The following is an 11,247-nucleotide window of genomic DNA, read 5'->3' on the forward strand; positions in this document are numbered from 1 at the left end:
GACTGATGTCGCATCACCTAACACAAGGCCGGAAACAACGGACAAATACACGGCAAGGAAAATATCCTCAAACATAATGATACCGAGAATCAGCTCGGTTTCCGGATTGGCGGTTCTTTTTAAATCAACGAGCACTTTTGCGACAATCGCACTTGACGAGATTGTGATGACTCCTGCGAGGACGAGGATTTCCAGAAAGGAAAACCCGGTAATAAACCCGTAAAGCAGCCCGAGGCTGAAATTAATCAAGATATAAATCGTTCCGCCGACCGCGATTGATTTTCCGGATTTGATCAACTTTCCGACAGAGAATTCGAGTCCGAGATAAAAGAGGAGGAACAGTACGCCCATCCGCCCGAAAAACTCGATGATTTCACTGCTTTCTATAAATGTTAGGTCAATAATCCCCGCTTTCGGCGCGTGCGGTCCAACCAGCATGCCCAGCACAATCAGAAACGGAATAATCGAAAATTTAATTTTATTGGCGATTACACTGGCAATCGCGACAAGCACAAGTGCTGTACCGACTTCAAATACGAGATGATCCATCGGCCGTTCACACGCCCTCTCCAGAAAGAAAATCGTGAATCAGTTTCTTCAGATGCTTTCTTTCACCTGAGAGGACAAGTGTGTCATTTTCTTCAATAACCGAATCGGCTCCGGGATTTAAAAGTTTTTCCTGGTTGTGTTTGATGATGGCGATCACAGTGACATCGTAGTTCTGGCGGACATCAAGCTCCCCGAGTGTGCGCCCGATCGATTTGGCGCCTTTTTCGACCTTAAACCATTCAATAATGAGATCGCTGAAGGCCATTTCGATGGACTCCAGTGCTTGCGGTTTATAGACCATGCCACCTAGAATAGCGGCAATTTGCCTTGCTTCAGAATCATCCAATGAGATATTGGAAAGGAGCTCATCCGGGTCCCGGTCATTAAACCGGTAAATTTCTCTTCTTCCGTCATCATGAATGATAATCGTCATTTTTTCATGACTTCTCGTTTCGATTTCGAATTTTTTGCCGATGCCCGGCAGATCGTTTTCTTTAATATTCAATGAAAATCCCTCCGAATGTAGTGTTGGCCATGGGGCGAGTTGCAAATAAAGCTTGGGCATTTAAATTCGGAGGTAATTAGACTGGTATTTGATAGGGACGGCACATACCTTTTCCAGCCTGTTTATCAGCGGTTCGTCAAGGGGCTTGACAGATAGCTGCCTGACAGACTGTGCCAGCGGACTGTACTCTTTGTTCAGCTCTGCCAGGTACAGGCTGCTCGGCGACGGAATTTTGGCCGATTGTGCTTCCTGCGGATATGAGGACATAGGCACATAGCTGTCAGTGCTTGCTTCAAGCTGGGACGGCAGAACCACGTCCGAAGGGGGAAAGTACACCACAAATAAACTTAACAGAAAACTGATCAGCAATTTATCCATGCTTCCTTTCCTCCTTTCTCATCCTAATATCCCTTCTTTCACTATATAAAACTTTATGTTTCCACTCAAACAATATGCTTTTTTCAGTATCTATTGACCTTGAAAAATAAAAAGGTTTATTTGAGGATGGCAGGGAATGTATATGTGAAGGAAAAAAGCAAGCGCATACATGGAGGTGTTTCATATGGAGTTTATTCAGTATGAAGTGAATGGAGCCGTTGCCGAGATTATCCTGAATCGACCTGATGCCCATCACGCCCTTAATGAACAGATGCTGTCTGAATTGAAGGCGGCGGTCGAAATGGCGGCTGCAAGCGAGGCGCTCATCGTTCTCTTGAGAGGAACGGGGAAAGGCTTTTCGGCCGGCGGAGATATCCGGATGATGACATCAGAGCATGACCCTGATCAATTTAAGCAGCTGATGGATACGATTGAGGCTGTCACTCTGACGTTATATCAGATGAAGAAAGTAACAATTGCAGCTATTCACGGCGCTGCTGCGGGATTGGGCCTGAGTTTGGCGCTTTGCGCTGACATTGTGCTCGCGGAAAAAAACGCCGTTCTCGCGATGAATTTTATCGGCATTGGGCTTGTTCCAGACGGCGGAGGGCATTATTTGCTGAAGAAAAGAATTGGGGAAGCGAAGGCGAAAAAGCTGATTTGGAGCGGGAAAAAACTTTCCGCCGCGGAAGCCGCCGATATGGGGCTCCTTGACGGGACATTTGCCGGAGAACCTGCGGAAGGCGCAAGACCCTTTATCGAAACCCTATTAGCCTCACCTCTTTTGGCGATGATCGAAACGAAAGGTATCTTTCAAAGCCTCCAGCTTGAAGAACTGAAAAAGGTGCTCTCTCTTGAGCGCAGCGCCCAAGAGAAAATGAGAAGGACCAAGGATCACCAAGAAGGAATCCGTGCCTTTTTAGAAAAACGGGAGCCGAAGTTCCAAGTGTAACAGATCAGCCGGAAAGCTGATCATCTGTGAAACAAAATCAGCTTTCCGGCTGCATTGACTAAACGATGGGTATGACTGTGAAGCTCTTTTTCTTTTAAGAGGGCTTCACCATGCGTTTTAGCCGCTTCTTCATTTTTCGCCTCGAATCGCTCGTTTACCACTGTTTTCCCCGAAGAATCAAAAGCTGTAAGGAAATATTCAGCCATCAGGTTTCCCCTCCATTTTCAAGGTTTATCAGTCTTCTTCATTTATATTCTAAAAAGGAAATCAAAATCCTTTATTATGTTCCATCCAATATTAGTATATAATGGGTCAGGGAAGGAGGAGATTCAGTGCTTAAGATTGATCACGTAACGAAGACATTTGGAGATTTTAAAGCCGTTGACGGATTGGACTTAGACATTCCGGAACAGCAAATGTTCGGTCTTTTAGGCGCAAACGGAGCGGGAAAAACGACGACGTTTCGCATGATCCTTGGCTTATTAAGCATTACAGAGGGCTCAATCAGCTGGAAGGGCGACCCTGTTAATTACAGTATCAGCAACAAAATCGGTTATTTGCCGGAAGAGCGGGGGCTTTATCCGAAAATGAAGGTAAAGGATCAGCTCGTCTATCTTGCCAGATTAAAAGGGATGGAGAAGCGGGAGGCTGTAAAAGAGCTCGGCACATGGCTTGAACGCTTCAATATAACAGATTACGAGAATAAGAAGGTTGAAGAGCTTTCGAAGGGAAATCAGCAGAAAATCCAATTTATTTCGGCTGTTTTGCATAAGCCGGAGCTGCTGATTCTTGATGAACCATTCAGCGGCCTGGACCCTGTCAATGTTGAGCTGTTAAAAGAGGCTGTGATTTCTTTGAAAAACAGCGGCGTTTCTATTTTATTTTCTAGCCATCGGATGGAGCATGTGGAGGAGCTATGTGAGAACCTTTGCATACTGCAGAAAGGAAAGCCGGTTGTGCAAGGCAAGCTTAAGGAGATAAAGCGTTCCTTCGGCAAAAAGAATGTCACCATTCACGCCGATGAAGATCTGCGTTTTTTGCAGTCTCATGAAGGCATTCTCCAATGGAAGGAAACGGCCGGAGGCGTCAAGCTGCAGATCGCTAATGAAGACATTTCTCAAGAGATCTTTGCCATGCTCCAAGGAAAAGGGTTTATCAGAAAGTTCGAGCTTGAAGAGCCGTCACTGCATGATATTTTTATAGAAAAGGTGGGGGCCGTCTATGAATAAATTTTGGATCATGCTTTCTCATACATATAAAAATAAGATTATGGCAAAATCCTTTATTATTTCGACTGTCATCACAGTACTGCTTGTTTTAGTTGTAACGAATCTGGAGTCGATCATTTCTTTGTTTCAAGGTGATAATGCGAAAGAAAAAATCGCCGTTGTTGATGAAACAAACGAATTATATCCGATTTTCTCGAAGCAGCTGAAAGCGGTGGATACAAACAGTGATCTTGATGTGAAGCAATCGAAGCAATCGGAGGATGAAGTCACAAAGCAAGTCAAAGATGAAGCGCTTGATGGCATGCTCATCATCAAACGAGATGAAAAAGGAACCATTTCAGGAACATATAAAGCGTTAACGATTTCTGATGAAAGCACGTACCAAACGCTGCAGCAGGCGCTGACGCAAACCAAAACGGCTGTCGGAACGGCGGAGCTCGGCGTTTCGCAGGAAACGATCAGCAGTCTTTATGCGCCCGTTACTGTCGGGCAGGAGGCACTGAAAGAGGGTGCGAAGTCTGAGGAAGAGCTGGGCCAGACGGTAGGGCTTGTTTATATTATGCTGTTCGTCATTTATTTCTCTGTGATTATGTATGCCAGCATGATTGCGATGGAGGTTGCAACCGAAAAATCTTCGCGTGTCATGGAAATCCTGATCTCAAGCATGCCGCCGATCCAGCAGATGTTTGCAAAGCTGCTTGGCATCGGGCTCGTCGGGATCACGCAGCTTGCTATCATTATAGGAGCCGGCTCTCTGTCGCTTAAGCTGAACCAAAAGAGCGAAACGGCATCATCTGTCGGCGGATTTCTTAATCTGACCGACGTATCAGCAACCACTGTTATCTATGCTGTGATTTTCTTTTTGCTCGGCTACTTTTTATACGCGACACTTGCCGCGTTTCTCGGCAGTGTCGTCAGCAGAATAGAGGACGTGCAGCAAACGATCACGCCGATGACACTATTGGTTGTCGCCGGTTTTATGATCGCGATGTTCGGCTTGAATGCACCTGATGCAGGATTTATTACGGTAACCTCGTTTATTCCGTTTTTTACACCAATGATTATGTTCTTGCGCGTCGGTATGCTTGATATTCCGTTCTGGCAGGCTGCTGCCGGAATCGGAATCACGCTGCTCACCATTGTCATACTGGCTGTCATCGGCGCCAGAATTTACAAGGGCGGTGTATTGATTTACGGCAACTCAAGCGCATTCAAAGCGATCAAACAAGCACTTCGTTTAGCGAAAAATTGATTAAAAACAGCCTGGGGATTCTCAGGCTGTTTCTTTATTGACAGAACGTGCATTCGTAAGAATTCGATGCTAAAATAAGGGTACTTCATCCTGGAAAGGAGCAGAATGTTGACTGATCTAACCTTTATTCATGCGGCAGATCTACATCTAGACAGCCCGTTTTACGGGATATCGCATCTGCCGGAACCGATTTTTGCCCGGATTAAAGAAAGCACATTTAAAAGCGTGAAACATATGATAGATGCTGCAGTAAGAGAAAACGTTGATTTCATTTTGCTGGCGGGGGACCTGTTTGACGAAGCCAATCGAAGCTTAAAGGCGCAGCTCTTTTTGAAAAAACAGTTTGAAAGACTGAGAGAATGCGGGATTTCAGTTTATGTGATCTTTGGGAACCACGATCATCTTGGCGGAGAGTGGACGCCGATTGAATGGCCTGAGAATGTCCATATTTTTTCGTCCGCAGTTCCTGAAGAAAAATCGTTTTATAAGGAAGGCAGGCGCATAGCGAGCATTTACGGTTTCAGCTATCAGGCCAGAGCCGTGACGGAAAACCAAGCCGCCCGCTATCGGAGGTCGACTGACGCGCCGTTTCATATCGGTATGCTCCATGGCACACTATCAGGATCTGAAGGACACGATCCGTATTGCCCGTTTACGCATGACGATCTCGTGAAAAGCGGAATGGATTATTGGGCGCTTGGCCATATACATAAACGCCAGGTTCTTTCTGCCGAGCACCCGGCAATCATCTATCCGGGAAACACGCAAGCGCGCCATATGAAGGAGACGGGAGATAAAGGCTATTATCTCGTTCGTGTGACTAACGGAGATATTTCTTATGAATTTCAGAAAGCGCATGATGTCCTGTGGGAAAAAGCGGCAGTTGATGTGACGGGGGCAAAGAATATGACTGCCCTTTTCCAAATGGTTGAGGACGCGTTTTCGAAGCTCCGGATAAAGGGGAGCCCTGTTTGTGTAAGACTCGTATTACAAGGGCGGGCGCCGGAATGGCTGCTGGAGGCGCCAAAAGGCACCTTGGATGAGCTTCTCGAAGCCTTTCAGGAGCAAGAGGCTGAGGAAGAACACTTCGTTTTTCCGCTTTCATTGGACGATGAGATAGAAAATGAAGCAAACCTTACAAACCTTGATCCTTTTTTTGGCGGTTTATTTGCGGACATTGACCGCGGCGATCTGTCAGATGTGCTGGAAGGGCTTGAGCGGCATCCTGTGTACAGAAGGCACGCGGACCGGTTTAGCCAAGAGGAGTTACAGGAAATAAAAGAACAGGCACAGATTTTATTGAAAAGACAGCTTAAGGTGCTTGAAATATGAGGCGGTGAAAGCTTTGCGAATTACATCTTTACATATCTACCAATACGGGAAATTTTCCAATCAGACCTTTCACTTTTCCGCCTCGCCTGTCCAATTAATCTACGGATTAAATGAGGCAGGGAAAACGACGATAATGTCATTTATTGAAAGCATGCTGTTTGGTTTTCCAAAAACGAAAAAATATGAACCGAAAACAGGCGGTGTCTATGGCGGTGTTCTTGAAGCTGAACATCCTGAGTATGGGGCTGTGAAAATTGAACGGACGAAGGGGACTGCCGAAAAGCTGAGAGTGTACACAGAAAAAGGCGAAGTGAAGCAAGAAGATTTTTTAAAGCAGCTGTTCCAGGGCACAGACAGGGCGCTGTACAAAGCCATTTATTCGTTTGACGTATTCGGGCTGCAGGAAATTCACGCCTTTAATCGGGACAAGATAGGGGAATTTTTGCTGTTTTCCAGCTTGTTTGGCGCTGAAGCCGTATCTAAGCTTGATTCACAGCTGACAAAGGAAGGCGAAAGGCTCTATAAACCAAACGGGCGAAACCCTCAATTGAATCAGGAGCTGGAAACGCTTAAGCAGCTGGGAGCGAAGCTAAAACAGGCTGAAGCAGAGGAAGCGGGCTATCATCAGATTCTTGAGGAAAAAAGAACGCTCGAAGCCCGTCTTGCAGCCGCAGAAACCGAATTGAAAGAGGCGGCAGGCCATATCCGAACGATTGAGGGAGCGATTGAGCTGAAGCCGCTGCTAAATGAAAAAGCGGCGCTGGAACAGGCGATGGCACAATATCCGGAACAGGCGGGACAATTTCCGGCTGACGGACTGCATCAGCTGGAAAAATATGAATCTCACCTTCACCCGAAATCCGCACAGCTGGAGGCGCTTCGGGTGAAGATGGCGGAGCTGGACAAACAGATGCAAAAGCTTAATCCGGATAAAGACATTTTGGCGAAAGAAACGCTGATACAAGAGCTTTCGGCAGGGTTTCATATGTACCAATCCTATGGAGAACAGCTCGCCGCCATTCAGGCACAGCTGCGCCAGTCATCTGCACAGGCAGCGGCAGGACTGGAACAGCTCAATAAAACGGATGAAAATGAGCTCCTGAATATGAACTCGTCATATGACTATGAATGGCAGCTTCAGCAGGCGGTGCAGCAATACGTACAGGCAAGAGACAGAAAACGGCAGCTTGATGAGACGTTTGAACTTGCCCGGCAAGAGCTGGAAGACGCAGAAAAGGCCGTTCATGCCGCTTCGTCCGCTATCCTTGAAAACAACGAAAGAAAAGATAAAGAAGCGGCTCTTAAAGCATATGATGAAGCACAGGGGCAGCATCAGGAGCAAGCGAAGCTGAGAGAGCAGCTGAGGTTTTTTGAAAGGCAGCAGGCTAAACAGAAAAAGGTTGTCATTGCAGCTGGTATGTTGTTCATCGTTCTCTTTCTGTTGCTGCAGCAATGGATTCCCGCCATAAGTATCGGCGCTGCCCTTCTTGTATATTGGCTTTTGTCTGGGAAAAAAACACCGTCTTCCGGAAACAGCCGGGAGATGAGACAGCCAATGACAAACATTTCACCGGCAGAAGCCGAAGCGCTTAGAGAAGCGTTATGGGAGGATGACCGCAATAAACAGCATCTCATCACCCAGCGGGCAGTGCTCCAGCAAAAAGAGGCGGCGTATGAAAGAGTCATCCAGCAGTTTGAACAGTGGGAAGCCGATATGGCCCCGTCCTTTTCACAGGTCGAGTCTTTTATGAAGGAGCTCGGATTCAAGGAAGATCCTTCTTTTTTACTTGATGCATACAGCTTAATGAAGGATGTCAAAAAAGAAGTGAAGAAAAAGCATGAGCTGACAATTGAAGCAGGCAGGCTGAAAAAGCACCGACGCACATTCGAAGAACGCGTCAACATGCTTCATCCTGCGAATGAGAGTCAGAACACCTCCATCTCGGACGCCCTTCACACATTGCGGAAAAACGTTGAACGTGAAAAAGAAATCGCGAAGCAAAAAAAGGCTATTGAAACAGATATTTATTATACAAAGGAGCAGCTGCTGGAGCTGGAGCAAGAAATACAGTATTTTGAAGCACAGATCGAACAGCTATTTGCCGCGGCGGCTGCAAAAGACAGAAATGAGTTTTGCGCCATAGCTGACATCAGCAGGCAATTGAAGGATACGGAGAACAAGCTTCATCACGTAAACGCACAGCTTCAAGGCGGACACCCAGAGGAGCTTGAACTGGCGGATTCCAATACGCTTTCTGAATTGAAAAACAAGCAAGTAGTTGAAAATGAAAGAAAAGAGCGGCTGACTGAGGAGATTCAACACCTTCGCAGCCAAATCGCATTGCTCTTCGTCAAACAGGAACAATTAGAGGCTTCGGGATTGGTCTCAGATCTCAAGCTTCAAACGGAAATGCAAAAAGAGCGTGTAAAAGAAATCGCTAAAAAATGGGCCTCGATCCAAATGATCAAACAGGTGATCCGAAACAAATTGGAACGGCATAAAAAAGTCGAGCTCCCACGCCTTCTGGAGACGGCCGGAGAATTTTTCCGCCCGCTGACCGACGGAAGCTACAAGACGATTTATTTTTCTGAAACAGATGATTCTATTATGGTCATGCGTTGTGATGGAACTGTCTATCACGCGGAAGAGCTATCACAGGGAACATGTGAGCAGCTGTATACAGCGATCCGGTTTGCCCTGGCCGTTACGCGTCAGGATGGGTCAAGGCTTCCGTTTCAGCTTGACGACAGCTTTGTTCATTTTGATCAGGAAAGGCTCAAACGAGTATTAGACGTTCTTTATAATTTATCCGAAGACGGAAGGCAGATTTTATATTTTACATGCCATGACCATGTGAAAGATGCATTTCAAAGCAGCCAAATCATTCATTTGGTGTCATAAAAGAGGTTCTATAGCTGTAAAACGGTATGTGATATACTGGTATTATGTAAGATACGGAGGGAGCTTTAATAGAATGGCTAAAGGGATTATGCTACATGAGGTTGGCGAACAGGTGGACCAATATCTATTGATTAAATCCTCGACGAAAGGGATTGCCAGCAATGGAAAACCGTTTTTAACGCTGATGCTGCAAGACCAGTCAGGTGATATTGAGGCGAAGCTGTGGGATGCCAAGCAAAGCGATGAAGTCACCTATGCGCCGCAGACGATTGTGAAGGTCGTGGGGGATGTTCACCATTACCGCGGGCGCAATCAGCTGAAGCTGAGAAATATCAGACCGGTGAGCGAGCATGAAAACGTCAATATTGATGATTTTTTAGAAACCGCGCCGATTCCGAAAAATGAAATGATGGATACCATCACTCAATATATATTTGAAATGAAAAATCCGAATATCCAGCGGATCACAAGGTTTTTAGTCAAAAAACACGAAACTGAATTTATGGATTATCCGGCGGCTACGAAAAACCACCATGAGTTTGTCTCAGGTTTAGCGTATCATGTTGTGTCTATGCTGAATCTGGCGAAATCCATTGCAGATTTATATCCGTCTCTTGACCGCGATCTGCTTTATGCTGGCGTTATCCTGCATGATCTTGGAAAAGTAAAAGAGCTGTCTGGCCCTGTTTCCACTTCGTATACGGTCGAAGGCAATTTGCTCGGCCATATTTCGATTATGGTCACAGAGCTGTCAAAAGCGGCTGAGGAGCTTCAAATCGATTCTGAAGAGGTGTTAATTCTTCAGCACTTGATTTTGAGTCACCACGGCAAAGCAGAATGGGGCAGCCCGAAACCGCCGATGGTGAAAGAAGCGGAAATTTTACACTATATAGACAACCTGGATGCAAAAATGAATATGATGGACAGAGCGCTTGAGCGCGTGAAGCCGGGTGAATACACTGAACGTGTATTTGCACTGGAAAACCGTTCCTTTTATAAACCGACTTTTCATAAATAATCGTAAAAGGACTGATGCTGAAACATTCAGGTCAGTCCTTTTTTATGCGCTTTTGCCGCTCATAACTCGTCTCATTCCGGCATATGGTTAAGAATAAAGAATCTATGCAAAAAGGGGGAGGAGCCCGTGTTATTTTTTCCATGGTGGGTGTATCTTTGTATTGTAGGTATCATTTTCAGTGCATATAAACTTGTGGCGGCAGCCAAGGAGGAAGAAAAAGTAGATCAGTCCTTTATTGAAAAAGAAGGGCAGATTTATATAGAGAGGATGGAAAAGGAGAGAGAACGCCGCAGTTCTCAACAGCATGATGAAGAAAATCCAAACCATTCCATCGCATAAAAAAAGCTGTGCAGCTCAATGAGCCTGCACAGCTTTTTTATTATTTAGAACTGCTGCTTGTTGAAGACGTGTTAAATGTGTCTTTCAGGTCTTTATCCTTCACTTCAACGTCAGCTTTCTTCATGACTTTTTGAACAGCTTCCTGAACGGCTGTGCTGTCATTTAGTTTTTGTTCAAGCACTTCAGATTTCAGATCTTTTTTCATATCTTCGTATTTACCGCGTTCTTCTGTCTTTTTGATGATATGGTAGCCGTATTGTGTTTTGACAGGATCACTGACTTCACCTGTTTTTAATTTGAATGCAGCTTTGCTGAACGTTTCGTCCATTTGGCCTTCTTTTGCGAACCAGCCAAGGTCCCCGCCTTGTGAAGCAGAGCTGTCTGTAGAGTATTCTTTCGCAAGGTCTTCAAATTTCTCGCCTTTTTTCAGCTTTTTCTCTACTTCTTCAGCTGTCTTTTTATCAGCGACAAGGATGTGGCTTGCATGGATTTTGTCTTTTAAGCCTTCCCAGTACTCTTTAGTATCAGCATCTGTTACTTTGATGTTATCTTTAGCTGCCTTTTGCGTGAGCAATTCATATTTTACTTGCTCTTTAAGGTAATCCTTGCCATATTGCTCTTCGAGAGCAGTATATTGATCGCCAAGCTGTGTTTTGTATTCTTTTAGCTTGTTGTCAATTTCTTTATCTGTCACTTTATATTTCTTGTCTAATACTTTTTCTTGCACCAGCTGTGTCAGGACGCTTGCACCAGCTGTTTTCTTCATGTTTGTGTAAAGCTCGCCTTTTGTT

At 45.4% G+C, this 11,247-nt stretch carries 10 protein-coding genes and 2 pseudogenes; 7 read left to right on the forward strand and 5 right to left on the reverse strand.

The window, feature by feature from the left end:
• From khtU to RAC86_RS28380, 3 genes and pseudogenes are all read right to left on the reverse strand, one after another.
• Positions 1-549 (reverse strand): annotated as a pseudogene (gene khtU, locus RAC86_RS28370) (K(+)/H(+) antiporter subunit KhtU); the annotation flags it as partial.
• 7 nt (positions 550-556) lie between these two features.
• The gene (gene khtT, locus RAC86_RS28375) at positions 557-1,054 is read right to left on the reverse strand and encodes a K(+)/H(+) antiporter subunit KhtT (protein WP_072566017.1); all 498 of its coding nucleotides are present in this window, start codon (positions 1,052-1,054) and stop codon (positions 557-559) included.
• Positions 1,055-1,114: 60 nt separating this feature from the next.
• Positions 1,115-1,454 (reverse strand): annotated as a pseudogene (locus RAC86_RS28380) (hypothetical protein).
• Between the two features lie 162 nt (positions 1,455-1,616).
• Between RAC86_RS28380 and RAC86_RS28385 the strand changes: the two are divergent.
• The gene (locus RAC86_RS28385) at positions 1,617-2,384 is read left to right on the forward strand and encodes an enoyl-CoA hydratase (protein ID WP_072566019.1); all 768 of its coding nucleotides are present in this window, start codon (positions 1,617-1,619) and stop codon (positions 2,382-2,384) included.
• A 20-nt stretch (positions 2,385-2,404) separates the two neighbouring features.
• Here the strand turns inward: RAC86_RS28385 and RAC86_RS28390 are convergent, their stop codons facing one another.
• Positions 2,405-2,590 carry a YhzD family protein gene (locus tag RAC86_RS28390; RefSeq protein WP_072566020.1) on the reverse strand — a complete coding sequence of 62 codons (186 nt, stop codon included), beginning with the start codon at positions 2,588-2,590 and terminating at the stop codon, positions 2,405-2,407.
• A gap of 126 nt (positions 2,591-2,716) precedes the next feature.
• Here RAC86_RS28390 and RAC86_RS28395 point away from each other — a divergent pair, with 126 nt between their 5' ends.
• The 6 genes from RAC86_RS28395 to yhaL all read left to right on the forward strand — a co-directional run bounded on the left by RAC86_RS28395 (position 2,717) and on the right by yhaL (position 10,456).
• Positions 2,717-3,613: an ABC transporter ATP-binding protein gene (locus tag RAC86_RS28395; RefSeq protein WP_014113227.1), complete on the forward strand. Its 897-nt coding sequence runs from the start codon at positions 2,717-2,719 to the stop codon at positions 3,611-3,613.
• The gene (locus RAC86_RS28400) at positions 3,606-4,865 is read left to right on the forward strand and encodes an ABC transporter permease (RefSeq protein WP_061188281.1); all 1,260 of its coding nucleotides are present in this window, start codon (positions 3,606-3,608) and stop codon (positions 4,863-4,865) included. The genes RAC86_RS28395 and RAC86_RS28400 overlap by 8 nt, the downstream gene beginning before the upstream one ends.
• A gap of 105 nt (positions 4,866-4,970) precedes the next feature.
• A complete protein-coding gene (locus RAC86_RS28405) occupies positions 4,971-6,197 on the forward strand; it encodes a metallophosphoesterase family protein (RefSeq protein WP_072566021.1) in 1,227 nt (408 codons plus the stop codon).
• Between the two features lie 4 nt (positions 6,198-6,201).
• A complete protein-coding gene (locus RAC86_RS28410) occupies positions 6,202-9,099 on the forward strand; it encodes an ATP-binding protein (protein ID WP_072566825.1) in 2,898 nt (965 codons plus the stop codon).
• Positions 9,100-9,172: 73 nt separating this feature from the next.
• A complete protein-coding gene (yhaM, locus tag RAC86_RS28415; RefSeq protein ID WP_061188283.1) occupies positions 9,173-10,117 on the forward strand; it encodes a 3'-5' exoribonuclease YhaM in 945 nt (314 codons plus the stop codon).
• Between the two features lie 126 nt (positions 10,118-10,243).
• On the forward strand, positions 10,244-10,456 hold the full coding sequence (gene yhaL / locus RAC86_RS28420; protein ID WP_061188284.1) for a sporulation protein YhaL: 213 nt from the start codon (positions 10,244-10,246) through the stop codon (positions 10,454-10,456).
• 40 nt (positions 10,457-10,496) lie between these two features.
• Here the strand turns inward: yhaL and RAC86_RS28425 are convergent.
• Positions 10,497-11,247: peptidylprolyl isomerase (locus tag RAC86_RS28425; protein ID WP_377886273.1), on the reverse strand; the 751-nt coding region annotated here is incomplete at its 5' end.

The organism is Bacillus sp. LR_5 (assembly GCF_042709275.1).